The sequence below is a fragment of the Nocardia paucivorans NBRC 100373 genome (genome assembly GCF_000308675.1).
Classification (GTDB): Bacteria; Actinomycetota; Actinomycetes; order Mycobacteriales; family Mycobacteriaceae; genus Nocardia; species Nocardia paucivorans.
Map to the genome: position 1 here is coordinate 213,265 of NZ_BAGE01000001.1, position 22,481 is coordinate 235,745.

Annotated in this window: 24 protein-coding genes, 1 tRNA gene and 1 pseudogene; 15 read left to right on the forward strand and 11 right to left on the reverse strand. The window is 66.1% G+C overall.

Annotated features, from left to right (window positions below; genetic code table 11):
- Positions 1-57 precede the first annotated feature (57 nt).
- Complete coding sequence (locus ON32_RS00880; RefSeq protein ID WP_306307638.1) at positions 58-606, forward strand: very short patch repair endonuclease; 549 nt, start codon at positions 58-60, stop codon at positions 604-606.
- A 245-nt stretch (positions 607-851) separates the two neighbouring features.
- Here ON32_RS00880 and ON32_RS00885 read toward each other — a convergent pair whose 3' ends face one another.
- The 4 genes from ON32_RS00885 to ON32_RS00900 form a co-directional block, all read right to left on the reverse strand.
- Positions 852-1,457, reverse strand: a complete 606-nt coding sequence (locus ON32_RS00885) for a TetR/AcrR family transcriptional regulator (RefSeq protein WP_051132715.1) — start codon at positions 1,455-1,457, stop codon at positions 852-854.
- Positions 1,458-1,545: 88 nt separating this feature from the next.
- On the reverse strand, positions 1,546-2,262 hold the full coding sequence (locus ON32_RS00890; RefSeq protein WP_040787860.1) for a maleylpyruvate isomerase family mycothiol-dependent enzyme: 717 nt from the start codon (positions 2,260-2,262) through the stop codon (positions 1,546-1,548).
- Between the two features lie 72 nt (positions 2,263-2,334).
- Complete coding sequence (locus ON32_RS00895; protein WP_083873812.1) at positions 2,335-2,808, reverse strand: very short patch repair endonuclease; 474 nt, start codon at positions 2,806-2,808, stop codon at positions 2,335-2,337.
- Between the two features lie 37 nt (positions 2,809-2,845).
- The gene (locus ON32_RS00900; RefSeq protein ID WP_040787975.1) at positions 2,846-3,979 is read right to left on the reverse strand and encodes a DNA cytosine methyltransferase; all 1,134 of its coding nucleotides are present in this window, start codon (positions 3,977-3,979) and stop codon (positions 2,846-2,848) included.
- 169 nt (positions 3,980-4,148) lie between these two features.
- Here ON32_RS00900 and ON32_RS00905 point away from each other — a divergent pair, with 169 nt between their 5' ends.
- Positions 4,149-4,754 carry a putative glycolipid-binding domain-containing protein gene (locus tag ON32_RS00905; protein WP_083873836.1) on the forward strand — a complete coding sequence of 202 codons (606 nt, stop codon included), beginning with the start codon at positions 4,149-4,151 and terminating at the stop codon, positions 4,752-4,754.
- Here the strand turns inward: ON32_RS00905 and ON32_RS00910 are convergent.
- Positions 4,727-5,707 (reverse strand): prephenate dehydrogenase, encoded by a 981-nt coding sequence (locus ON32_RS00910; RefSeq protein WP_051132717.1) that lies wholly within the window; start codon positions 5,705-5,707, stop codon positions 4,727-4,729. The genes ON32_RS00905 and ON32_RS00910 overlap by 28 nt on opposite strands.
- 58 nt (positions 5,708-5,765) lie before the next feature.
- Here ON32_RS00910 and ON32_RS00915 point away from each other — a divergent pair, with 58 nt between their 5' ends.
- The 3 genes from ON32_RS00915 (at position 5,766) to ON32_RS00925 (ending at position 6,892) form a co-directional block, all read left to right on the forward strand.
- The gene (locus ON32_RS00915) at positions 5,766-6,305 is read left to right on the forward strand and encodes a tRNA adenosine deaminase-associated protein (protein ID WP_040787861.1); all 540 of its coding nucleotides are present in this window, start codon (positions 5,766-5,768) and stop codon (positions 6,303-6,305) included.
- 19 nt (positions 6,306-6,324) lie between these two features.
- A complete protein-coding gene (locus ON32_RS00920; RefSeq protein WP_040787981.1) occupies positions 6,325-6,759 on the forward strand; it encodes a nucleoside deaminase in 435 nt (144 codons plus the stop codon).
- 45 nt (positions 6,760-6,804) lie between these two features.
- Positions 6,805-6,892, forward strand: a tRNA-Ser gene (locus tag ON32_RS00925).
- A 77-nt stretch (positions 6,893-6,969) separates the two neighbouring features.
- On the opposite strand, the gene ON32_RS00930 is transcribed toward ON32_RS00925, so the two are convergent.
- Positions 6,970-7,581, reverse strand: coding sequence for a hypothetical protein (locus tag ON32_RS00930; RefSeq protein ID WP_157224032.1), 612 nt, complete (start codon positions 7,579-7,581; stop codon positions 6,970-6,972).
- A gap of 501 nt (positions 7,582-8,082) precedes the next feature.
- Here ON32_RS00930 and ON32_RS00935 point away from each other — a divergent pair.
- Together ON32_RS00935 and ON32_RS00940 are read left to right on the forward strand one after the other, a co-directional pair.
- Positions 8,083-8,433, forward strand: coding sequence for a hypothetical protein (locus ON32_RS00935; RefSeq protein WP_174361588.1), 351 nt, complete (start codon positions 8,083-8,085; stop codon positions 8,431-8,433).
- Positions 8,434-8,503: 70 nt separating this feature from the next.
- The gene (locus tag ON32_RS00940) at positions 8,504-8,725 is read left to right on the forward strand and encodes a hypothetical protein (RefSeq protein ID WP_040787862.1); all 222 of its coding nucleotides are present in this window, start codon (positions 8,504-8,506) and stop codon (positions 8,723-8,725) included.
- 73 nt (positions 8,726-8,798) lie between these two features.
- Here the strand turns inward: ON32_RS00940 and ON32_RS00945 are convergent, their stop codons facing one another.
- Positions 8,799-11,186, reverse strand: coding sequence for an MMPL family transporter (locus tag ON32_RS00945; RefSeq protein ID WP_040787864.1), 2,388 nt, complete (start codon positions 11,184-11,186; stop codon positions 8,799-8,801).
- 230 nt (positions 11,187-11,416) lie between these two features.
- Between ON32_RS00945 and ON32_RS00950 the strand changes: the two genes are divergently transcribed.
- The 6 genes from ON32_RS00950 to tgt are packed head-to-tail and all read left to right on the forward strand — an operon-like array spanning position 11,417 to position 17,685.
- Entirely contained in the window at positions 11,417-12,007 is a 591-nt protein-coding gene (locus tag ON32_RS00950; RefSeq protein WP_040787866.1) for a TetR/AcrR family transcriptional regulator, read from the forward strand.
- A gap of 50 nt (positions 12,008-12,057) precedes the next feature.
- Positions 12,058-12,570: an RrF2 family transcriptional regulator gene (locus ON32_RS00955; protein ID WP_040787868.1), complete on the forward strand. Its 513-nt coding sequence runs from the start codon at positions 12,058-12,060 to the stop codon at positions 12,568-12,570.
- A gap of 12 nt (positions 12,571-12,582) precedes the next feature.
- Positions 12,583-14,316, forward strand: a complete 1,734-nt coding sequence (locus ON32_RS00960) for an ABC transporter ATP-binding protein (protein ID WP_040787870.1) — start codon at positions 12,583-12,585, stop codon at positions 14,314-14,316.
- Positions 14,313-14,459, forward strand: a complete 147-nt coding sequence (locus tag ON32_RS29260) for a hypothetical protein (protein ID WP_169331565.1) — start codon at positions 14,313-14,315, stop codon at positions 14,457-14,459. The genes ON32_RS00960 and ON32_RS29260 overlap by 4 nt, the downstream gene beginning before the upstream one ends.
- Positions 14,456-16,369: an ABC transporter ATP-binding protein gene (locus tag ON32_RS00965; protein WP_040787872.1), complete on the forward strand. Its 1,914-nt coding sequence runs from the start codon at positions 14,456-14,458 to the stop codon at positions 16,367-16,369. Before ON32_RS29260 ends, ON32_RS00965 begins: the two co-directional genes overlap by 4 nt.
- A 56-nt stretch (positions 16,370-16,425) precedes the next feature.
- Entirely contained in the window at positions 16,426-17,685 is a 1,260-nt protein-coding gene (gene tgt, locus ON32_RS00970; RefSeq protein ID WP_245550730.1) for a tRNA guanosine(34) transglycosylase Tgt, read from the forward strand.
- Between the two features lie 47 nt (positions 17,686-17,732).
- On the opposite strand, the gene ON32_RS00975 is transcribed toward tgt, so the two are convergent.
- A complete protein-coding gene (locus ON32_RS00975; protein WP_040787875.1) occupies positions 17,733-18,515 on the reverse strand; it encodes a queuosine precursor transporter in 783 nt (260 codons plus the stop codon).
- A gap of 29 nt (positions 18,516-18,544) precedes the next feature.
- On the opposite strand from ON32_RS00975, the gene ON32_RS00980 reads away from it, so the two are divergent.
- A complete protein-coding gene (locus ON32_RS00980) occupies positions 18,545-19,087 on the forward strand; it encodes a DUF4190 domain-containing protein (RefSeq protein ID WP_051132719.1) in 543 nt (180 codons plus the stop codon).
- 33 nt (positions 19,088-19,120) lie between these two features.
- Here the strand turns inward: ON32_RS00980 and ON32_RS00985 are convergent, their stop codons facing one another.
- The 3 genes and pseudogenes from ON32_RS00985 to ON32_RS00995 all read right to left on the reverse strand — a co-directional run.
- Positions 19,121-19,840, reverse strand: a complete 720-nt coding sequence (locus ON32_RS00985; RefSeq protein ID WP_040787986.1) for an RDD family protein — start codon at positions 19,838-19,840, stop codon at positions 19,121-19,123.
- Positions 19,841-19,995: 155 nt separating this feature from the next.
- A complete protein-coding gene (gluQRS, locus tag ON32_RS00990; protein WP_051132721.1) occupies positions 19,996-20,958 on the reverse strand; it encodes a tRNA glutamyl-Q(34) synthetase GluQRS in 963 nt (320 codons plus the stop codon).
- A gap of 82 nt (positions 20,959-21,040) precedes the next feature.
- A pseudogene (locus ON32_RS00995) lies at positions 21,041-21,532 on the reverse strand (DUF309 domain-containing protein); the annotation flags it as partial.
- A 451-nt stretch (positions 21,533-21,983) separates the two neighbouring features.
- On the opposite strand from ON32_RS00995, the gene ON32_RS27460 reads away from it, so the two are divergent.
- A complete protein-coding gene (locus ON32_RS27460) occupies positions 21,984-22,193 on the forward strand; it encodes a DUF397 domain-containing protein (RefSeq protein WP_083873814.1) in 210 nt (69 codons plus the stop codon).
- The last annotated feature ends 288 nt before the right edge of the window (positions 22,194-22,481 follow it).

Sequence of the window (22,481 nt, forward strand, 5' to 3'; positions counted from 1 at the left end):
GCGCATAGCACCCCTGGCCGGCCCCGTTGATCCATCACACCCGAATATCATCGTCGTATGGCGCTCGACGATCCGACCGGCTCCCAGCGAGAGATGGTCGACGGCGATGGCTATCGCAGCCGTTGTCAAATCAACAGTGCGGCTGAAAGCTGGGCGTCGACGCCGGCAGTGCGCAAGTCTATGAGGTCGAACCGGCGACGCGACACCGCTCCCGAAATCGCGGTCCGAAAGCTGCTCCACGCGCGTGGCCTGCGGTATCGCGTTGACTACGCGCCCGAACGTAGACACCTCAGGAATCGAGCCGACATCGTTTTCACGCGAGCAAAGGTGGCTGTGTTCATCGACGGATGCTGGTGGCACGGCTGCGAGGAGCACCATCGGGCCCCTAAGTCGAACAGTGACTACTGGTCGTCCAAGGTCGAGCGAAATGTCGAGCGCGACCGTCATGTCAGTGAGATGCTGCGCGAGCAAGGCTGGACGGTGCTGCGGTTCTGGGAGCATCAAGATGCCACGGAGATCGCCGATGAAATCGCCCGGAAGATCGACTCCTGCTTGTCGAGGACGCAGAGATCCAACTCGCCGACAACGTTGAACGGTGATCGGTAGTCAGACAGCGATTCGAAGTTGGCGCTACCAAGAACGAGCCCATGTAGGGCGCATCCGGAACCGGATGGCTACATCGCATGGGCGGCAACCGGAACCGCCGACCCGCAGTCCCTCGTCGATACGCTGACCACAATGGTGGGCACACCGACCGCTGTCACCTGAACGAAAGTTCGTCGCAAGCGTCGACCATGTCCTCCCCGGCCACAGACCCGTGGAAAAGGTCGTCGGGTAGTTCGACGTCGGGGTCAGCCGGTGATGATGGGAACCAGGTAGATGCGGGCGAACTCGTCCAGGTCGGAATCCGAGTCCGTGGGGACCGTCACGGACGGGCACAGGAGCATAGAGTGCACCACCCGGCACAGCACCTCGGTTCGGTTCAGCAGATCCGGTGGTTCGTCGAGCGCGCCGGCGTCGACGGCGCGGCACAGGGCCGAGTGGGTGGCCGCTACCGACATGGCGACCACCGGGCTGCCGTCGACGGTGAGTTTCTCCAGTAGGCGTTCCGGTTCCTGTTCGAGCATCCGCTGCACCAGAGCGTGTTCGCGCCAGCGGGTCATTACGGTGACGAAGATGTCGGCGATCAGGTCTTCCAGGTTGTCGTGCCGGGTGGAGATGGCGTCCACCTCGGTGAGCACGGCGGCCACCTCGCGGCTGGCGACCGCCTGTACCACCTCGTCGCGGGAGCCGATCCGCCGGTACACCGTTGCCCGGTCGACACCGGCTTCGCGGGCGATGTCCTCGATGGTGGTTTTCCGGACGCCGGACTCGCCGAATCTGATCAGGGCCGCGTCCAGGATGCGGGCCTCGATATTGTCGTGGAGCCCGTGTGGCGACGGAAACACTGCGGCCATGGTCACACACGCTAGCAAGGTCGTCGGCATTGGGTTGCGGCCCAAAGAAAATGAGGCGGACCGATCCTGCTCCGGCCGGTCGGGGATTTCAGAGCCAGGCGGGTAGCGCGGGCAGTGGTCGGGGCAGGTCCTCGCTCGCGCCGCGGCCGATGAGCCACGCCAGTAGTCGGCAGGCGGGAGCGGTGATGGTTCGGTCGGGGGCACCGGAGCCCACGACCGCCTCGAAGCCGGTGTCGGCGGCGCGGATCGCGAACGGGGTTTCCGCCGCGGGGCTCAGACTCGCGGTGATCTCGGGCAGCAGGGTGTTCACGAAATCGGCGGGCCAATCGGCCGGGGTGTAGCCGGCGTCGAGATCGACGTGGTGGATCTCGACCTCCCGCAACCGCAGCCATGGCACCTGGGACGCGGGGATGGTCCGGCCCTGTCGGGTGCGCACCTCGGCGTTCCATTTCTCGGCCGGTAGGGCCTTGGCCAGGCCGAGCAGGCGGTCGGCGGACTGCACCAGGTCGGCGCGCTGCTCGGCGAGGGGACGCGGGGCGCCGAGTTCGATATCGGCATCCCGCAAGGCGTCATTGGCGTATTGCGGGGTCTCGACGCCGGTGTGCGCCCACAGCAGGAGATTGACCAGGGCGTCGGCACTGCGGGACAGGTGCGCCAGGACATGGCCGCGGGTCCAGTTCGGCAGCAGGGACGGCTGGGGGATCGCGGCGTCGTCGAGGGTGTCGACGGTGGCCAGTAGACGGGTGGTCGCGGCGGTCACCACCGCGAGCTGGGATTCGATGCGCTCGATGGCTTCGCTGGGCACGCTACGACATTAGCGCCGTGGCTACCGTAGGCCGAGGCGGTGTTGGTCCGGGATAACGGTATGAGGAGGCTCTCATTCGCCGAGAGCGGCCTGCACACGGTCCGCGGCGAGTATGGCGTCCTCGTGTTCCCAGATGCGGATGACCCGCCACCCGGCGGCGGCCAGGGCGGCGTCGGTTTCTCGGTCCCTGGCGACATTGCCGGCGAGTTTCTCGGCCCACCATTCGGCGTTGTTCTTCGGGTAGGTGGCGTGTTCGGGACAGCAGTGCCAGAAACAACCGTCCACGTAAACGGCGATGCGGCGACGCGGGAACACCAGGTCCGCGCGGCGCCGCTGGCCACGGATGGGAGCGCGGTCCACGAAGTAGCGGATGCCGCGGCGGTGTAGTTCTCGGCGCAGGGCCAGCTCGGGTTTGGTGTCGGCGCGGCGCTGCCGGGACATGCGGGCGCTGGTCTTCGGGTCGGTGCCGGGACGATAGCTGCGCGGACGCGGCTCCGGTGGCTTCGCCGCCTCGTCCGAAGTGGGTGCGCGGTGTTCCTCGGTCATGACGCGATGCGCTCCCCGATCGTGTGATGCCGGCCACTCATGCCGCCCACCCTCCCATGCGGGCGAGATGGGACTGCACATCGTCGAGGAATCCGTCGGGGAAGCGCAGGGTGCCCATACCGGTGCGGCGCAGAAAACCCGCGGTGGCGCGGGCGGAGAGCAGCCGGGCCTCGGTGAGGAAACCGCTCAGATCCTCGTAGGGTTCGTGCACCGGCCAGGTCGACACCGGCACCGCGTGGGCGCGGCCGGCATGCCCCCAGGCGGCGATCGGCCACGGCTTGTCCGCGGGGAGCGGCCGGTCGGGGGGGATGGGGTCGCCGGGGGAGCTCAACCGGGCGCCCACCCAGTCCGCCATCCGCACGCTCACCGCATTGCCCACCAGTTTCCAGCGGTGGCCCTGCCGGAATCCCGGCACCTCCAGTGCCGGTGCCGTCCACCCGGGGTCGAACCCCTGTAACCGTTCGCCATCCGAAATTCCCGGGGTCACGATCTCGCCGGAGGGCAGCCGCACCGCCGGCGGGCTGGCGATACCCAGACCGGAACCACCCTTCAAGGTGGGGACCGCGTTCACCGCCCAGCCGAGCCCCCTCACCCCCTCCGTCCAATAGAAACCGCACGGGTCGTGTTCGGGGTCGCCCACCGTGCGCGATCCCGCGTCGTCGGCGAAGAGCACCGGGCGGGGGTCCTCGGTGCGCGAGGCCAGCATGAGCACCCGATTGCGGCGCTGCGGCAGCCCGAAGGAACGGGCGTCGACCACACGGTAGGCCCAGGTGTAACCGAGTTCTTCGAGTGCGTCGGTGATATGTCGCATGGCCGCACCGCGCCCGAGTTGCAGCATGAACGGGACGTTCTCGATCAGCAGCCAGCGCGGCCCGCGTTTGCGCCGGACCAGCCGGAACACCTGGTCCACCAGGCCCGAGCGGGAGCCGGTTATTCCGGCGGTGCGCCCGGCCTGGGATAGGTCCTGACAGGGGAAACCGGCCGCGACCAGCTCGGTTCCCTCAGGTAGTGCCCGCAACCGGGTGATATCCGGGTGCAGGGGTGTGTCGGGGAACCGAGCGGTGAGCACGGCCTGGGCGCCGGGTTCGATCTCGCACAGCAGTTCGGTTCGCCAACCGTGCCGGGAAAGACCGAGCTCGAGTCCGCCGATCCCGGCGAACAGCCCCACCATCCGCGCGCCCGCCACGAGATCCTCTCCTCATTCGGCTCGACCGTCGAAAAGGCAGGTTACTCGAGCCGGAGGCGGGGCCGATAATTCCGCAGCGCGGATATACCGCGGCTCATGGGTGAACATCGGCGACGGGCACCGCCATCTCGCCTACGGTAGAGGTGTGACGGATGTGAGCGATCAAGCCTCGGGCCCACGGCCCGGTTCGGCGCCCGCGCGGCGGCCGACGATTCTCACCTGGCGCGCACACGATGCCACCCGGATGGAATCGGTCCGGGTGACGCTCAGCGGCAACCGTATCCGGGCCACCGGCCGCATCATCGGTGGCGAATGCGCCGAGCATCCGCCGTTCAGCGCGTCCTACGACCTGGTCACCGATGAGAACGGCGCCACCAAACGGCTCTCCATGCGCAGTACCACCGCGGCGGGTGAACGCCATGCCTCGATCGCGCGGGACGGGGAGAACTACTGGATGGTCGACGCCACCGAGACACATATCCGATCCACCTTCGGTGGGGCGCTGGACGTGGACGTGGTGCTGAGTCCGTTCTTCAACACTCTGCCGGTGCGGCGTTTCGACCTGCAGCACGCGGTGGAGGACGTGCAGGTGCCGGTGATCTATGTGCGGCTACCGGAGCTGACCGTGCAGGAGGCGAGTCTCACCTACAGCAGCGGTAGCGACGGGATCAGCGTGTTGTCACCGGTGTCCAGCGCGACCCTCACCGTCGATCCGGATGGTTTCGTCCTCAACTATCCCGGGTTGGCCGAACGTATCTGATCCGCCGGCAACCGGCCGATCACGCCACCGCGCCGGCCGGCCTCCCGCAGCCGTGCCAACCAGTCGTCTCGACCCGGTTCGATATCGGTGATCTCCCACCGCCGCGCCGACTCGTAACTCGTCCGCGCGGCATGACCGGTCGCGGCCAGTTCCGCGAGCGAGCCATCGGCGGCCAGCGTGTCACGGGCCATTGACAGAACGGAGAGGGTTTCGTCCAGCACTTCCAGCAGGGCCGCGCTGTTCGGTTCACAGATGGCGCGCACCAATTCCGGAGCGGTCGCGGCGACCCGGGTGCCGTCGCGGAACGAGCCCGCCGCCAATCCCAGGGCGAGCGCGCCCCCGCCGGCGCCCGACAACGCCAGCGCCTCGGCCAGGACATGCGGTAGGTGCGAGATTCGGGCGACCGCGCGATCGTGTTCCTCGGCGACCACCGGCACCACCACGGAACCGCAGTCCAGGGCCAGCCGCACCACGCGGGTCCACGGCCCCGGTCGGGTTCCCTCGTCCACCCCCACGGCCCAGGCGGCACCGCGGAACAGATCGGGATCGGTGGCCGACCAGCCGGAACTGGCGGTACCGGCCATCGGATGACCGCCCACATAGTTCTCGGTCAACCCGTGCCGTCGCACGGCCTCCGCGACCGGGGCCTTCACACTCACCACATCGGTCAGCGCGCAGTCGGGCGCGGTGGCGGCCACGGTGGCCAGAACCGAGTCGACGGCGGGCATCGGCACCGCCACCGTGATCAGCGCGTCGGTCGCGGCGGCGCGCTCCAGGGCGGCGACGGGATCGACGGTGACATCGAACCCGTCCGCGCGGGCGGCGTCCGCCCCGGCCGCCGAACGATTGAACCCCCACACGTCGTACCCCGCCGCGTCCGCCGCACGCAGCAGAGAACCCCCGATCAATCCCACCCCGAGAACACAGAGCGCGGTTCGGCCGTCACCAGTCACCGGAACAGATTGGCATACGACTTCAACAATCGGCCTCGAGCCGACTACCGTTGCGCCCATGGCAGCTCAGCGCTCCGGCACGAACAGGGCAGCGTCGGACGATTACGACGACGTGGAAGGGTTCGCAATAGCCGTTGTCCGGGAAAACGGAACCTGGCGGTGCAGTCCGTTGAGCCCGGAAACGCTCACCAACCTATCCGCCGCCGAAACCGAACTCAAGGCTCTCCGCAGTTCCGGTGCGGTCTTCGGATTATTGAACGTCGACGACGAGTTCTTCGTCGTGGTCCGCCCGGCCCCCAGCGGCACCCGATTACTGCTCTCGGACGCCACCGCCGCGATCGACTACGACATCGCCGCCGACGTACTGGAGGCACTGAATATCGAAATCCCCGATATCGACCCGGACGAACTGGACGAGATCGAACCCTGGGAGGAAGGTGACCTCGGTGTGCTCGCCGATCTGGGCCTACCCGAACCGGTGCTCAGCGTGATCCTCTCGGAAAGCGACCTGTACGCCGACGAACAGTTGGCCGAGATCGCCGAACGACTCGGTTTCGCCGGCGAGTACTCGGCGGTGCTGGACAAACTCTCCCGTTGAGGTGGTGACCGAGGAGGAGATGGTGCGGGCGGCGCTGGACGCCGCCGCCTCCGCCGACCCCCGGGATGTTCCGGTGGGCGCGGTGGTATTCGACGCGGACGGTCGCGAACTGGCCCGCGCCGCCAATGCCCGGGAGGCGTTCGGCGACCCCACGGCACACGCGGAAGTTCTCGCGCTGCGCCGGGCCGCCCAGGTCCACGGTGACGGTTGGCGGCTGGAAGGCGCCACCCTGGCCGTCACCCTGGAACCGTGCACCATGTGCGCGGGTGCCCTGGTATTGGCTCGGGTGGAGCGGCTCCTGTTCGGGGCATGGGAACCGAAAACCGGAGCCGTCTGCTCACTGTGGGATGTGGTGCGCGACCGCCGGCTCAACCACCGCCCCCAGGTCCGGGGCGGAATCCTGGAGGCCGAATGCGCCGCCCTCCTCGATACGTTCTTCCACGGTCAACGCTGACCAGCGGATTTAGTGATAGCCCAACGTTACGGTATGGTTGTCCGCGGTGGCGTGTCCGAGCGGCCTAAGGAGCACGCCTCGAAAGCGTGTGAGGGGTAACCCCCCTCCGAGGGTTCAAATCCCTCCGCCACCGCTCACGCCCCTCATCCGGAATACCGGGTGGGGGGCATTTTCATGTCTATCCGTCGGTCGTGTCGGCGATTTCGGGTGCTACAGCATCGTGCCGAGCCAGGACGCGAAGCCCGCCGGCCCCTCGCTCTGTCGCCGTTGCGCCGCCGCTATCCCGCGCACCGTTTCCCGTACCGATGGGTGCAGGCGTGTTTGTTGGGGCGCCGCGGCGCGGGCCTGGTGCAGCGAGGCCAGAGCCTTGTCCGGTTTGCCCGACATCGGCCAGGCCCGCGCATTGTCCTGCCAGTGGTGGGCTATCCGGGTGCGTGATGCTCCGGCCGGGTAGGTGAGCGCGGCTCCCTCGATCGCCGACCGGTTCGGGTCGCCGGCTTCCAGCTCGACCGCATGAGAGTGGATCCCGGTGTTGAGCGGCCCGAAGTCCACCAGGTGCAGGTCTGTCTCGCCGGTGCGTGCGGCGATCTCGCGAGCCGCCTCGATATGGTCGGACGCTCCCGTGTAGTTCAGTTTCCGGGCATCGTTCACCGTGGCGGCAAGGTGAGCGTAGCCGTCCAGGACCAGACCGGCACGACTGTCGTCGGCCATCACTATTGCCGAGTCGATGAGTTGTCCGGTGACTTCCGATTCCCCGTAATGGGTGAGCACTCGGGCGCGGACCAGGATGGAGAACGCACCCCAGTTGGGGTCATCGGCCATCGGTGCGTAGGTGTCGGCCAACTCCAGTGCGGGCAGAGTGAGCAGTAGGTGGCCGGTTCGTCGAGCCGACCGTTCGGCGAGTACATACGCGGCAGTGAGAAGTGTGTATACGTGGGCCTTCTCGTCCTCGGACAGTTCCCTCGCGGCACCATGCAGTCGACGGATGATGTTGGGTAGGACCTCGATGGTCTTCCGGGGGCGATCTCGGCGGTACAGATCCTGTGCCGTGGACGGATCCGCCTCGAGCTGCGCCAGTGAACCAGGTTCCAGTGCTCGCGCGTATCGGCCTTTCGGTCAACAGCACGGATAGTTCGTTCACGGCGTCCGACAACGGTTTTCCGTCATGGATGCCGACGTCTGTGATGACGTGGTGCTGCTGGAGCGCGTCGTCATGGGGCTGAAAAGCACGTGACCGACCGAACAGAGTATGCGGACCCATTCGCTTGGGGGATTTCATTACGGCAGGGGATCATCACATGACGAAACCGAAGGCTCGGACATTTGCGGAAAGCCAAGTCCGGTGTTCATCAGCAGTGGGACAAGGCGCAGATGCGCAGTCTGGCCAAGCGATTCGGGTACGACCTGTGCAAGGCGATCGTATTCGGCGAGTTCACCGAGGATCCGATCGGCGAATTGGTGTATGCGATCGGTCGCGCCGGCGTCGAAGCGCTGTTCGTCCCCGGCCTGGAGCACTTCGACGGCATCGTGCCCCGGACCCTGGTGTCGATCGCCGATGTCATCACCGTGAACCCGGTGCGCACCTACGCCTGGTGGCCGACGGGTTCTGTCCACCGAGGTCGACGAGGGCGATACTTCGCCAGAGGTCGAGGTGGGTATCTCCCATATGCGTGAAGGGCGTGCGGATAGACCGGCTTGCAGCGGGTATCCCCGCAATATCGGGGACTCGGAAGGACCGATTGTCATGCGCACCACATATGCCGGTAGCAGATTTCTCAGTGTGATCGTCTTGATCTGGTTGGTGGCGGGCCTGGTGGCCGCCGGGCAGCGGGGGTATTTCAGCGCCGCGCCCGAAACCTGCCCGGGACTGGCCACTCTCGCGGCCACGGTATTGGCCGGCCCGCTCAACTACATGGGGGTGAATCCCCAAATCGGCGACTGTAATCTGCCCGAGCCGAGCCAGTAGTCGAAGAAAAACGACCGACCGGTGCCCCACGATCGTGGGGCACCGGTCGGTCGTCTGCCGTGGCGGTTCGGACTCAGCCGACCTCGGCGGGTTGCCGATCGGTGGTCGTGGCGGCATCGGTCTCGCGCTGCTGCAGGTCGCGGACCTTGGCACCCTCGACGTCGATATCCGGCAGGATGCGGTCGAGCCACTTGGGGATCCACCAGGCCCGTTCGCCCAGCAGCACCAGCAGTGACGGGATCAGGACCATGCGCACCAGGAAGGCGTCGAAGAACACGCCGGCGGCCATGGCGAAGCCCATGGACTTCGAGGTGATATCGGGCGCCAGCATGAAGCCGCCGAAGACCGAGATCATGATGACGGCCGCCGCGGTCACCACACGGGCGCCGTGATGGTAGCCGTCGACCATCGCCTGCTTGGGCGACTTGCCGTGCACGTATTCCTCGCGCATGCGGGTCACCAGGAACACCTGGTAGTCCATGGCGAGGCCGAATACCAGGCCGATCAGCATGATCGGCAGGAAGCTGATGATCGGGTGGGTGTCGTCGATGATCCCGAACGCGCCCTCCTGGAAGATCAGCACCGTGACACCGAAGGTGGCGGCCATCGACAGCAGGAATCCGATCGCCGCGGTGAGCGGAACCAGAATGGACCGGAACACCATCACCAGCAGCACGAAGGCCGCGCTCGCCACGATCGCCAGGTACGGCAGGATGCTGGTGAGCAGCACCCGGTTGACGTCGGCATAGATGGCAGTGACACCCGTGATGCCGTATTCCATGCCGTACCGATCCTTCAGTTCGGCTTCGGCGTCGCGGGCGTGGACCACCAGATCCTGGGTGTCCTTGCTGTTGGGGCCGGACTTCGGCACCGCCGAGAACAGGGCGGCCTGACCGTCGGGGCTGGGCTGGGCGGCGGACAGATAGTCCATGCCCTCGTAGCCGGCCAGCCGGTCGCGCAGATCGGTGAGGGCCACGTCGCGCTGGTCCCCGGGCACCGCGGAGAGATCGACCGCGACCATCAGGGTGCCGTTCCTACCCTCGCCGAAGCCTTCGGTCTGCAGCTCGTAGGCCTTGCGTGCGGAGGAGTCCGCGGGCATGCTGTCGCCGCCGGGCAGACCCAGGTTCAGGTTCAGCGCGGGCGCCGCGAGGGCGCCGAGAACGACCGCGCTCAGTACCAGGGCCACGGCCGGTGCCTTGGCGATCAGCCGGGCGAAGCGCACGCCATTGGTGACGACGGTGTCGTCCTCGGGGTCGTGCTGGGCGACCAGGGGCAGCTTCGGCTTGAACAGGAATCGGCCGAGCGCACCCAGCAGGGCGGGCATCAGGGTGATGGCGACCAGGACTGCGAACGCCGCGGCGATCGCGCCGCCCAGACCCATCATGGTGAGGAAGCCGACACCGACCACGCTGAGGCCGAGCAGGGCGATGACGACCGTGAGACCGGCGAACACCACCGCGGACCCGGCGGTGCCGACCGCGACACCGGCCGCTTCTTCCGGGGACTTCTGCACGGCCAATTCGTGCTTGTACCGGGACACGATGAACAAGGCGTAGTCGATCGACAGCGCCAGACCGATCATCGAGGCCAGTATCGGGGTGAAGGTTGGGACCGCGGTCAGCGAGGTACCGGTCAGGATGAGCGCGCCGGCGCAGGCGACACCCACCACACCGGTGACGATCGGCACGAACGAGGCGATGATGGCGCCGAAGGCGATCATCATCACGATGAACGCGACAGCGATACCGATCATCTCGGACCGACCCGTTTCGGGCTGCTCCTGGGCGATGGAGCCGGTCATCTCGACGGTGAGCCCCGCGGCGCGTGCCTTGTCGGCGACCGCCTGGGCCTTCTCCCGGTCCTCCGGGGTGATATCGGAGAAGGACGCCATGGTGAACGGGACGTCGAGTACGGCGACGGTATTGGGCCGTTCGGTATTGAGCACGTTCAGCGGGGCGCCGCCGCACAGGGCCTTGAACTCGGGGGAGTCCTTACCGTCGAGGCAGTTCGGCGTCGGTACCGACGGCTTGCCACCCGTTGCCGCGGCCTCGGCCTGTTTGGCGGCGGCCGCAGAGCTCGCGGGCATCATCATGGTCGTGGTGACCGGATCGATCAGCGGTTTGGTGTGATCGACGATATCGAGCCGGTTCAGTTCCTGAACGAAGGCCTGTAGCGCGCTCTTGTTGTTCGCGTCGGTCAGGGTGCCGCTCGGTGCGGCGATGACATAGGTGCCGGTGATGGCGTCGAGGCTGAACATCGACGCCATTTCCGGCATATGTTCTTCGAGGATTCGGGTGGCTCGTTCGGAGGGCAGGCCCGGCATTTCGAACTTGTCCTGGAATGGTTTGGCCACGGTGGCGGAGAAGCCGCCGAGAAGTACGAGGAGCAGCAGCCAGGCCGGTAGCACTATCCATTTCCGGCGGAAAGCGAACCTTCCCCATCGGTATAGATATACGGACACGAGGAGTTTCTCCTAGCAATAGCTGGGACGTGCTTGGGGCGGGGTTTCGATCCGAAACCTTTGGACAACCTGTAGACAGCGCCTCACCGCGGCCTTCCTCGGCCTGCCTCCATTAAACGCGCCTTTGCCTACCGTGCGGTAGGTAGACTACCCGTGGGTTATGGAACGGGACAACCCGGTCCGGTGCGGGGGATCGTGCGCTCGGCGTCAGGGTTGATGAGAGGAAGTGAATGGCCATACGTGATGCATCCTGCGGTATTTCCGCAGTTGGAGGCACTAAACAGGCGATCAGGGACGCGGCTGTACGGCTGTTCGGGACCAAAGGGTTCGAGCCCACCAGCCTCCGGGAGGTCGCCGATGCGGTAGGAATCACAAAGGCGTCCCTCTACTATCACTACTCCTCGAAACTGGATCTGCTGGTTGCGATCATCGATCCGATCCTCGACCATCTGCGCACCGTGGTTGCCGATATAGCGGGTGTGCCCTACGACGCCGAGGGCCGGCGCGCTGTCCTGCGAACCTATGTGCGCGGCATGATGCGCCACCGTGACGCCGGCGCGCTGATCTTGCGCGACACCGTGGCGATCTTCAACGCCATGGGCGATCGCTACCCGGAACTGTGGAACGCGCACCAGACCCTGTGTGCCTGGCTGGCGGGGCCCGAGCCCACCGCAGAGGCGAAACTACGGGCCGCAGCCGCGCTCGAAGCCTTGCGGGTGGCGTTGCTGTCCATGGAAATGGTTCCCGAGGCCTCCGACGAATTGGTGGAGTCCACCCTCCTGGACGCCGCAACGGCGGTGCTCGAGCGCCGCGCCGCGTAGATTCGATCTGGTCAGCAGACGGCATAGCAGCCGGAAAGGTCAGGTTGGTCGTGCATATCTCCGCGAGGGTGGACCATGCTGTTCGCACCCTGCTCGAGATCGCGGCGGCGACGCAGTCGGTGGCGGTGAAATCCGAAACGATCGCGATATCCCAGCAGATACCGCCCAAGGTGCTGGAAGGTGTGCTCGGGGAATTGCGGCGGACCGGCCTGGTCACCAGTCGGCGTGGGCCCGACGGTGGCTACCGGCTGGCGCGTCCGGCCGCGGATATATCGGTGGCCGATGTGATCCGAGCGGTGGAAGGACCCCTGGCCTCGGTGCGCGGGCAGCGGCCCGAGGACGTGCACTACACCGGGGCGGCGGATGCGCTGCAGCGGGTGTGGATCGCGCTGCGCGTGAATATCCGGGCCGTGCTCGAGAATGTGACCATTGCCGATATCGCGGCGGGTGAACTACCGGATTTCCTCGTCGAACTCACCGCCGATCCCGGCGCCTGGGTGCGCCGCGAACCTCGCGCGGCCCCGGCGGAAATCGCCGAGACCGAGGTCGGTGTCTGCCGGTAGCCTGCGATCATCATGCTCATCTCGTTGCTCCGCAGATATATGGCCCCTTACCGGTCCCAGTTGGCCGGTGTGGTGGTGCTGCAACTGATCTCGGTGATCGCCATGTTGTATCTGCCGAGCCTGAACGCGGACCTGATCGACGAGGGCGTCACCAAGGGCGATATCGGCTATATCTGGTCGGCCGGGATGCGCATGCTGCTGGTGTCGGGGGTGCAGATCATCGCCTCGGCCGCGTCGGTGTATCTCGCCGCCAATGCCGCCATGGCCGCGGGTCGTGATCTGCGCGCGGCGGTATTGCATCGAGTGGGCACATTCTCCGCGCGGGAGGTCGGCCTATTCGGCGCCCCCTCGCTGATCACCCGCAATACCAACGATATTCAGCAGATGCAGCTGCTCATCGTCATGGCGTCCACCGTATTGGTGATGGCGCCGATCATGTGCGTGGGTGGCATCATCATGGCGCTGCGGGAAAGCCTCGGACTGTCCTGGGTGCTGTTGATCGCGGTACCGGTACTCGCATCGAGCATGGGTGTGCTCATAGCCCGGATGGTGCCCGGTTTCCGAGAGATGCAGGCCCGTCTCGATACGGTCAATCGGATTCTGCGCGAACAGATCACCGGTATCCGGGTGGTGCGCGCCTTCGTGCGGGAGCGGCGGGAGGTCTGGCGGTTCGGCCTGGCCAATACCGCGCTCACCGATACCGCCCTGCGGGTCGGTCGGTTGATGGCGCTGATGTTTCCGACGGTCATGCTGATCAGCAACCTCACCACGGTCGCGGTGATCTGGTTCGGCGGTCACGCCGTCGACTCCGGACAGATGCAGATCGGTTCGCTCACCGCGATGCTGGCCTACATCATGCAGATCCTGATGGCCGTCATGATGGCGTCGTTCCTTGCCATGATGGCCCCCCGCGCGGCGGTGTCGGCGGACCGGATCGGCGAGGTGTTGCGCACCGAATCGTCGGTGCGGCCGCCGGCGGTGCCGCAGCCGTTCCGGGAGGACCCTGGGCTGGTGGAGCTGCGCTCGGCCGGATTCAGCTTCCCCGGCGCCGAGAAACCGGTGCTGAGCGGGATCGATTTTCGAGTGGAACCGGGACGGACCACCGCCATCGTCGGCTCCACCGGGGCGGGCAAGACCACTCTGATCAACCTGATTCCGCGGCTCATGGATGTTACGGAGGGCGCGGTCCATGTCGGCGGCACCGATGTGCGGGAGCTGGACCCGGCCGTGCTGCGTGCCGAGATCGGCCTGGTCCCGCAGAAGGCGTATCTGTTCTCCGGGACGGTGGCCAGTAATCTCCGTTACGGGAAACCGGATGCCACCGACGAGGAACTGTGGCATGCCCTGGAGATCGCCCAGGCCGCGGATTTCGTCCGGGAGATGCCCCAAGGGCTACAGACTCCACTCGCCCAGGGCGGCACTACGGTCTCCGGTGGGCAGCGGCAGCGATTGGCCATTGCCCGCGCCCTGGTGCGCCGGCCGCGGATCTATTTGTTCGACGATTCGTTCTCCGCACTCGATGTCGCCACCGATGCCCGGTTGCGGGAGGCGCTACGTCCGGAAACCGCCGACTCCGCGGTGATCATCGTGGCCCAGCGGGTCGCCACCATTCGCGACGCCGACCAGATCGTGGTCCTCGAGGACGGACGAATGGCCGGTCTCGGCACCCATGAGCAGCTCCTGCGTGAATGCGCGGAGTACCGGGAGATCGTCGAATCGCAGCTGAGTGCCGAGGAGGCGCGATGAGCGACAATTGCGCGGTGCTCGTCGGCGCCGACCGGGTGCGGGTGTCCCGCATGAGCACAGCAGGCGCGATGAGCGACAATCGCGCGGTGCTCGTCGGCGCCGACCGGGTGCGGGTGTCCCGCATGAGCAAGGAGGCGCGATGAGGCCGGGGATGCCGGGGCCGGGGGCTCCGGATGCGAAACCCAAATCATTCGGGCCGTCACTGAGGCGGTTGCTGAGCCGGCTCGTCCCGGAACGCAGGTATGTGGTGGCCATCGTGGTATTGGCGGCCACCTCGGTGGTGCTGAACACGCTGGGGCCATATCTGCTGGGTAAGGCCACCGACACCGTCTTCGACGGTGTCATCGGTAAACGGCTGCCCGCCGGGCTGAGCAAGGACGAAGCCGTCGAGGGGTTGCGCGCTCGAGGTCAGAACACCCTCGCGGACATGTTGACCGGTATGGATGTGGTGCCGGGGCTCGGCGTCGATTTCGCGGCCGTGGGCCGGGTCCTGGCATGGGTGCTCGCGTGCTACCTCGCCGCCGCGCTGTTCGGCTGGTTGCAAGGCTATCTGCTCAATACGGTTATCAACCGCACGGTGAAACGGCTGCGCGGCGATGTCGAGGACAAGATCCACAAACTGCCGTTGCGCTATTTCGACTCCGCTCCTCGCGGGGATGTACTCAGCCGCGTCACCAATGACGTCGACAATGTGTCACAGACGCTGCAACAGACCATGAGTCAGCTGCTGATCTCGCTGTGCAGCGTGGTGGCCATTCTGGTGATGATGTTCTGGATCTCTCCGCTGCTGGCCGTGGTCGCGCTGGTGACGGTACCCGTGGCAGGGGCGGTCACCGCGCAGATCGCCAAACGCTCCAAACCGCATTTCGTGGCGCAGTGGAAGCACACCGGCATGGTGAACGCCCAGGTGGAGGAGGCCTACACCGGCCATGAGGTGGTGACCGCCTTCGGTCGTGGTCAGGAGGTCATCGCCGAGTTCGACCGCCGTAACGAGCAGTTGTACCAGGCCAGTTTCAAGGCGCAGTTCATCTCCGGGTTGATCATGCCGTCGATCATGTTCCTGGGGAATGTGAACTTCGTGCTGGTCGCCCTGGTCGGTGGTCTGCGGGTGGCCACGGGACAGCTGTCGTTGGGTGAGGTGCAGGCGTTCATCCAGTACTCTCGCCAGTTCAGCCAGCCGCTCACCCAGCTCGGCGCCATGGCCAATCTGCTGCAGTCCGGGGTGGCCTCGGCCGAGCGGATCTTCGAGATTCTCGACGCGGAGGAACAGAGCCCGGATCCGCCGCTGCCGTCGGCCCTGCCGATGGACCGGGGGCGGGTCGAGTTCGAGGCGGTGTCGTTCCGGTACGAACCGGACAAGCCGGTTATCGAACGGCTGTCGCTGGTGGCCGAACCCGGTTATGTGGTGGCCATCGTCGGCCCTACCGGGGCCGGTAAGACGACACTGGTGAACCTGCTCATGCGGTTCTACGAACTGGACGCGGGCACCATCACCATCGACGGGGTCGATATCACCGAGCTGCCCCGGGAGGTCCTGCGATCCCGGATCGGGATGGTGTTGCAGGACACCTGGTTGTTCCACGGAACGATCCGGGAGAACATCGCCTACGGCGATCCGCGCGCGTCCGAGGATGAGATCCTCGCCGCCGCCCGAGCCGCCTATGTGGACCGATTCGTGCACGCCCTGCCCGACGGCTACGACACCGTCATCGACGAGGAGGGCGCCGGGGTGAGCGCGGGGGAGAAGCAGCTCATCACCATTGCCCGCGCTTTCCTGGCGAAACCGTCCATCCTGATCCTGGACGAGGCGACCAGCTCGGTGGACACCCGCACCGAACTGCTGGTTCAGCAGGCCACGGCGGAACTGCGGCGCGACCGTACCAGCTTCGTCATCGCGCATCGGTTGTCCACCATCCGCGATGCCGACCTGATTGTCGTCATGGAGCAGGGGCGGATCGTCGAGCACGGTACCCACGAGCGACTCCTCGCCGAACGCGGCGCCTACCATCGGCTCTACCACGCCCAGTTCGTCGCCGCCGCGGCCGAGGCCTGAGCGTTTCGCTCGCGCCGCTGTTCGGCGTTCGGACGCCGCCTGAGAGGATGACCGGCGTGTCCGAGCCTACAACCGCGTCCGACAAGGGGTTCTCCTTCCATATCGATGCCCGTCTGGAGGGGCGGCACGGCCGAACCGGTGTCATCCGGACCCCGCACGGCAGTATCGCCACCCCCGCATTCATCCCGGTGGGGACCAAGGCCACGGTCAAGGCGGTGCTCCCGGAGACGATGCGGGAGCTGGGAGCGCAGGCTCTGCTGGCGAACGCCTATCACCTGTACCTGCAGCCGGGGCCGGATATCGTCGACGAGGCCGGGGGGTTGGCCGCCTTCATGAACTGGTCCGGCCCCACCTTCACCGACAGCGGCGGTTTCCAGGTGATGTCGCTGGGGGTCGGCTTCAAGAAGGTGCTGGCCATGGAAACGGTGGATGTGCGCAGTGACGAGGTGATCGCGGCCGGTAAGGAACGTCTGGCCACGGTGGACGACGACGGCGTCACCTTCCGTTCCCACCTGAACGGTTCCCGACACCGGTTCACCCCCGAGGTGTCGATGGGGATCCAGCACCGATTGGGCGCAGACATCATGTTCGCCTTCGACGAGTTGACCACGCTCATGAACACCCGCGGTTATCAGGAGCAGTCGGTGCAGCGCACCCACGATTGGGCGCAGCGCTGTATAGACGAGCACGAGCGGTTGACCGAGCAGCGGTACCACCGCCCGTACCAGGCACTGTTCGCGGTGGTACAGGGTGCCCAGTACGAAGACCTGCGTCGCAAGGCATCTCGTGATCTGGAAGCGATTCGGGGCGCTGCCGGAACGGAATTCGATGGTTACGGTATCGGTGGTGCCTTGGAGAAGCACAATCTCGGCACCATTGTCGGCTGGTGCGGTGATGAGCTGCCCGAACACAAGCCGCGCCATATGCTCGGAATCAGCGAACCCGAGGATCTTTTCGCCGCCGTCGAGGCGGGCGCGGACACCTTCGACTGTGTCAACCCCTCTCGGGTCGGTCGCAATGGCGGAATCTATGTCGACGCGGGTCGTTTCAATATCGACACTCGCCGGTTCCGACGCGACTTCACCCCGATCGACGAGAACTGCGACTGCTATACCTGCGCCAACTACACCCGCGCCTATATCCATCACCTGTTCAAGGCCCGGGAGATGCTGGCCTCGACACTGTGCACGATCCACAACGAGCGGTTCACCATCCGGTTGGTGGATCGTATTCGCGCGAGTATCGAGGGCGGGTATTTCGACGAGTTCCGGGAGGAGACGCTGGGCCGCTGGCAGGGGCGGATCACCGCACCTTGATCCGCTCGTCCCCGCCCCTGCGCGGCCCGTTTCGTCGACGTGTGGGGTCAGGAGTGCAGGGGCGCGTGATCGGTTGGCGCGTAGGTGGGCTCATATTTCTTGAGTAGCCCGATCACCTGATAGGTGATGGGCATCACGAGTACCTCGACCACCGTCTTCCACAGGAAGCCGACCACCACATAGTTGGCGAACTGGCCCCAGCCGTCGATGCCGATGGCGGTCGCGGCGATGGAGCAGAAGATCAGGGTGTCGGCCAGTTCCCCCACGACGGTGGAGCCGATCAGTCGGGCCCACAGGTGCTTTTCCCGGGTCCGTTCCTTGATGAGCACCAGGGTGGCGGAGTTGAGCAACTGCCCCACCACATATCCGGCGAGTCCGGCGGCGACCAGCTGCGGGGTGGTGCCGATAACGCTGCGGAAGGCGTCCTGGTTCTCGTAGAACACCGCCGGTGGCAGGGCGATGGCGATGGCGAAACACGCCACGGTCAGCAGCAGCGCGGCGAAACCGTAGTAGACGGCGTGCCGGGTGGCGCGGAACCCGTACACCTCACTGAGCACATCGCCGAGGACATAGGCCAGCGGAAACAGGAAGAAGGCGCCGTCGGTGGTGATGGGCAGCAACTCCAACGGCCCCAGTTTCAGCGAACTGTCGGCGAAGAACTGCACCCCTTTGGTGGCGCAGATATTGGAGATGATCAGCGTCGCGGTGAACAATGCGACGATAGGCGGATAGTAGCCCCGCGCCACCTGGGCGAATGCCGCGTGTTCGGGCGCGGGGCGACCAGGGTTGTCCGGGTGCTGTGATACTTTCGAACCTCTCACCCGCCTCATCAAACCAGGTTGTGGAATAGGCTGTAGCCATGACTAATGCGGGTGGAGCCGACGAGTGGTGGAAGCAGTACGGCGGTGAGGGAGTGTCGTCGGACCCGACGCCGGCCGGTTCGCCCCCACAGTACCCGAGCGCCGAACCGTCTTCCTACCCATCGGCTCCGGCGGCGCCACAGTATCCGTCGGCCCCGCAGTACTCGTCGACTCCGGTGGAATCCGCGGTGCCGCAACCCAATTCGCAGTACCCTTCCACCCCGCCCCAGCCGCAGTACGCCGGCTACCAATCGCCGGCGCAGCCCGCCGTCGGGTACCCGCCGGGCTACCAGCCCTATGGCTACCCGAACAGCCGGGGAACCAACGGTTTGGCGATCGCTTCGCTGATCACCTCGATGTTGGGTTTCGCGAGTTGCGGCGCCACCTCGGTCGTCGGGATCATCCTCGGCGTTATCGCCTTGAACCAGATCAAGCAGAGCGGTCAGGAGGGGCGAGTCCTGGCTGTGGTCGGTATCTGCGCCGGTGTCGCGATTCCGGTGCTGTGGGTGCTGTATTTCATCATCCTCGCCCTGCTGAGCTGACGGTTCGGCCCGGCCGACCAACGGGGTCCGGTCCTACCGGCCCGGTGGCCCGCCCGGTCGGTCCAGGACTACCAGGGTGCCGCCGGCGAATTTGTCGTGCCAGCCCTGTTTGTTCGGATCTTTGTCGAGGGTGACGGCGATGTAGATCATCAGCACGAGCCCGATCAGCGGTCCGAGGTAGGGGATGATACTCACTGCCAGGTAGCTGTTGCGCCGGATGGCTACCGGGGCGGGGACCGTGGCCGCGCCCTCGGGCGCGAGTACGCGCATATGCAGCATCTTCTTGCCCAGCGTTGCACCGCTGTTCGTTTCCATCAACACGAAATAGCCGAAGACGATGGCGAAGAACAGCATGTAGCCGAGCAGGGAGAGTGCGGTGCCCAGATCCGAGAGAAAATAGCTCAGGATTCCACCGGGGATACCCGCGATGGCGCTGTCGATCAGCCGTGCTCCGAACCGAGGCCCCAGACCAGCGGGATTACCGACGTCCGGCGACTGTCCGTAGGGCTCGCGGGTGTATCGCGGTGGGGCCGCGTACTCCGCGCCTTCGTACACCGGTTCCGGGGCTCCGTCCGGTTGCCATTCGGCGGGATTCGGACTGTACGGTGGTGGGCTCCCGGCCTGGTTCGGGGGCCGTAGCAGGTGCAGCGGTTGGGTCGCCAACCATCCGTCGGAGCCCGGAGCGAAACCCGGGGGTGGGGTAGGGCCGCGCTGCCATTCGGCAGGGTCCGGGCTGTGGGGCGGTGGGGCCATCTGCCGGGTCCCCGGTGGCCCGGGTGGCGGTTTCGGCCCGGGGTGGGGTCGACCGCCGGGCGGCGGTGTATACCGCGGATGTTGGTCGGGTGCGTGTCCACCGCTGGTCATAGCGCATACCTCGTCCTGCTCGCCGAGACCGGTCGTCGGGTACGTTACGGACAACGATCCATTTGCAACAACCCATCCGAGTCGAGGGTCCACGGCCGGTGTGGTAGTCGCGTGGGATCGAATTCGTCGAGCAGTTCCGCGGCGGTGCGGCCGGTGAATCCGAGTGATCGGGCCAGCGCCCCGATCACGTCCTCGACGCTGTCTCCGAGGGCGAGTCGATCGGCGAGGGTCACCGCGCCGTCGCGTTTGGCCAGTCGCTGTCCGGCCCGGTTGAGGACCAGGGGGACGTGCACGTAGTGCGGTACCGGTAGGCCGAGCAGGGTGGCCAGATATGCCTGTCGGGGTGTCGAGGCGAGCAGGTCGTCGCCGCGCACCACCTGGTCCACGCCCATATCCGCGTCGTCCACCACCACGGCCAGGTTGTAGGCGGGCACACCGTCGCCGCGCCACAGCACCACATCGTCGACCAGGCCGCGATAGCGGCCGTGTAGTAGATCGGTGACCTCGAAATCGGTGCGGGGCGTCCGCAGCCGCAGTGCCGCGGGCCGGCCGGAGTCGCGGCGCCGGTGCAGTTCGCGGACACTCAGGTTGCGGCAGGTGCCGGGATAGGCGCCCAGTGGGCCGTGTGGTGCGGTGGCCGCCTGCTGGATCTCCCGCCGGGTGCAGAAGCACTCGTAGGTCAGGCCCGCCTCGGTGAGTCGGTCGATCGCCGCCCGGTAGTGCGCCATCCGATCCGATTGGCGGATCACCGGACCGTCCCAGTCCAACCCGATGCGGGCCAGATCATCGAGTTGACGTTGCGCAGCTCCTGGTCGGACCCGGTCCAGATCGTCCACGCGCAGGACGAATCGACGGCCGGTGGACCGGGCGAACAGCCAGGCCAGCAGGGCGGTCCGCAGATTGCCCAGGTGCAGGTCGCCCGAGGGGCTCGGCGCGTACCGACCGGCCCCACCGAGATACGGCGGGGTCGTGGGTGCGCGGACGGCGGTATCAGGGACGGTCGGCATCCTCGCCATGGTATGTGTCAGGGGCGGGTCGGGACTGTGAGGTGGGCGACCGGTCGGTTTCCGATTCGGCCGGCGGGTCGACGCACAGACGCGGCATCAGCGGCCCGTCGGTAATGGTCGCTCCGGCGGCCAGTGCGGACAGTAGTTTCTCCGCGTGGGCGATCAGGCCGGGACCGTCGATACGGTAGGGCAGGGCGGAAGGGGGATGACCCGCGGCGGCGGGGTCGAAGGCGGCGAGTCTATCGATGGCGCGGGTCAGTAGTGTGCGCGCGCCCTTGGGGTTGTTCCGCTGGATATGGGTGAGACCCACCGCGTACTGGGCCAGCCCCTGCCAGAGCATCCGTTCGGCGGCGGGCCCCTTCTTCCAGGCGGACTCGAGTACCTCGTGGGCGTTGAAGGCCAGGCCTTCGTCGAGAAGCCGTTGGGCGTAGGAGAGGGTCTGTTCCGGCGGAAGGTCCAGGTCGTCGGGGATACGGGGGACCCCGATGCTGCCCGGTGGCAGCGGTCGCCCGTATCGGTCGCGCGGTCGTGCGTTGGCCGCGCGACCCGTTGCATCGCGATCACGTTCCACCATGGCACCATCATCCACACCGCGGGGTGGTCGTCCGTTCAGGTGGGGTCTCGGCGCATTGATCAACACCCGAATATGCAACTATTACTACTCACTATTGTTGGGTGTAAGAATCCATCTACCAGCCATTTCTTCGGTGCAGGGCAATTTATTGGCAACATGTCACCTTCACTTGGGCGGCAAAAGCGTTGGCGCTCTGGGCAAGAGCTCGGCAAACCGCTACCGAACCCGGTAGTGAACTGCTAGGGTGCATGGCGCGGCAGCAGCCCACGAGGGCGTTTTCGCCGTAAGAGCGTTGTGTCCACGGAAGTGTGAATGCACTCTCGACACCGTCGAAGATTTCGCGCTATCCCCGGGCACATCGCAATATTCGACGTATGGCGTCGGATAGCAGTGCGAGTTAGTAGGTCTGGAAAACGAATTTCGTGATCGATGCAGCAAAGGAGTCAGTACCGTGAAGGTTGATACGACGGGCGCTGTATGGCGTAAGAGTTCATACAGCGGTCCGGACGGGAACTGCGTGGAAGTGGCATTTCTCGGCGACGGAAACGTAGCGGTTCGAGATACCAAGGACCGTGGAAACGGGCCGATGCTGACCTTTGGTCCCGCCGAGTGGAGCGCTTTCCTGTCCGGAATGTCGGGTAAGACCTTCCGTCACGCCTGATAAACAACCTCGGGCGCCGATCGGGGCAGGCCCCGGGCCGGAAAGGACGGCTCGGGGCCTGTGTGAAATTCGAACCCGGAATTCTCGGTTCCCGAGCGTTCGGAACGATATGCGAAATTTGTCCGGTATTCAGTGCCCGTGGCCGTCGGTGCTCGTGTCCTGAACCTTGCGCAGTACGGCGAGTTGCCGATGCTCTTCGATATGTTCCCGGGCCAGATTGTGTGTGGATTCCTCCGGCGGGTCCGGACGCAGTAGGGAACCGGTACCCGGTTTGCCGGCCGCCCCCAG

Bases quoted from the DNA above. Each gene is read 5' to 3' on its own strand.
- ON32_RS00915 (WP_040787861.1), top strand. From the start codon at position 5,766: ATGGCAGCTCAGCGCTCCGGCACGAACAGGGCAGCGTCGGACGATTAC.
- ON32_RS00920 (WP_040787981.1), top strand. From the start codon at position 6,325: ATGGTGCGGGCGGCGCTGGACGCCGCCGCCTCCGCCGACCCCCGGGAT.
- ON32_RS00940 (WP_040787862.1), top strand. From the start codon at position 8,504: ATGCGCACCACATATGCCGGTAGCAGATTTCTCAGTGTGATCGTCTTG.
- ON32_RS00975 (WP_040787875.1), bottom strand. From the start codon at position 18,515: ATGAGGCGGGTGAGAGGTTCGAAAGTATCACAGCACCCGGACAACCCT.
- ON32_RS00960 (WP_040787870.1), top strand. From the start codon at position 12,583: ATGCTCATCTCGTTGCTCCGCAGATATATGGCCCCTTACCGGTCCCAG.
- ON32_RS29260 (WP_169331565.1), top strand. From the start codon at position 14,313: ATGAGCGACAATTGCGCGGTGCTCGTCGGCGCCGACCGGGTGCGGGTG.
- ON32_RS00930 (WP_157224032.1), bottom strand. From the start codon at position 7,581: ATGGCCGATGACCCCAACTGGGGTGCGTTCTCCATCCTGGTCCGCGCC.
- ON32_RS00985 (WP_040787986.1), bottom strand. From the start codon at position 19,840: ATGGCCCCACCGCCCCACAGCCCGGACCCTGCCGAATGGCAGCGCGGC.
- ON32_RS00950 (WP_040787866.1), top strand. From the start codon at position 11,417: ATGGCCATACGTGATGCATCCTGCGGTATTTCCGCAGTTGGAGGCACT.
- ON32_RS00885 (WP_051132715.1), bottom strand. From the start codon at position 1,457: ATGGCCGCAGTGTTTCCGTCGCCACACGGGCTCCACGACAATATCGAG.
- ON32_RS00895 (WP_083873812.1), bottom strand. From the start codon at position 2,808: ATGACCGAGGAACACCGCGCACCCACTTCGGACGAGGCGGCGAAGCCA.
- ON32_RS00980 (WP_051132719.1), top strand. From the start codon at position 18,545: ATGACTAATGCGGGTGGAGCCGACGAGTGGTGGAAGCAGTACGGCGGT.
- ON32_RS00900 (WP_040787975.1), bottom strand. From the start codon at position 3,979: ATGGTGGGGCTGTTCGCCGGGATCGGCGGACTCGAGCTCGGTCTTTCC.
- gluQRS (WP_051132721.1), bottom strand. From the start codon at position 20,958: ATGCCGACCGTCCCTGATACCGCCGTCCGCGCACCCACGACCCCGCCG.
- ON32_RS00965 (WP_040787872.1), top strand. From the start codon at position 14,456: ATGAGGCCGGGGATGCCGGGGCCGGGGGCTCCGGATGCGAAACCCAAA.
- ON32_RS00880 (WP_306307638.1), top strand. From the start codon at position 58: ATGGCGCTCGACGATCCGACCGGCTCCCAGCGAGAGATGGTCGACGGC.